Here is a 727-nt window from a genome sequence, read left to right as displayed (position 1 = left end):
ATCAACAGCCAGCAGCGGCCGGGATACCCGGCCGCGCAGCCATTTTCTCGGTTCGGTCCGTGTTTCCATACCGCCGGATCAATGCCCGGCCCGTTTGCGGCGGGGGGCGCAGCGAACCAGCAGGAAGATCAGGATGCCCGACACGATCAGCCAGGCCAGCCACAACAGGGCGCGATCCGCCACGCCGGTGTTGGGATTGCTGCCGGCATTGCCGGAATCGGACGTTGGGCCGGAACTGGTGCCGCCCCCCGGCCTGGTGTCCTCCACCGTGAGGGTGAACGTCGGATCGGCGCCGCCGCTCATATCGAAGATAAAGGCGTGGGTGCCTTTCCCCAGCGTGGCAAGATAGGTCCTGGAGAATGTGTACCGGCTGCCGCTCACGGTGTAGTCCCGCCCGGCCTGCAAGGTCACGTTGCCGCAGCGGATGCCGCTCAATGTATGGCTGCCCGGCGAAAGCGTGACCGGTATGTCCCGATGGTTCTTGCCGGAGGGATAGCGGTCGAAGGTCGCCTTGTCGGGATTAATGCTGGCGTTGGCCGGGCCGGGGGCGGGCGTGGTGGTTCTGTAGGTGGCCCGCACGGTCGTGTCGGCAGCGGGCATGGTGAAGGTGGTGCTGGCGCTGGCAGCGTTTAAAAAGCGGCCGCCGCCTAACGTTTCCCACCTGTCGAATGCCTTCCCACCCGGCGCTGCGTCGGCCTCGATGACGGCCTGTCCGCCTTCCGGGTAG

General features: G+C 66.3%; 1 protein-coding gene. It reads right to left on the bottom strand.

What is annotated here, in order from left to right:
• Window positions 1-78: 78 nt before the first annotated feature.
• The coding region (locus HMPREF0980_RS18405; RefSeq protein ID WP_304437667.1) for a X2-like carbohydrate binding domain-containing protein at window positions 79-727 on the bottom strand (649 nt) is incomplete at its 5' end.

The organism is Dorea sp. D27, from assembly GCF_001185345.1.
Lineage (GTDB): Bacteria > Bacillota > Clostridia > Lachnospirales > Lachnospiraceae > Extibacter.
Note: the sequence above shows the minus strand (reverse complement) of the source record. Positions and strands in the feature narration are given on the sequence as shown.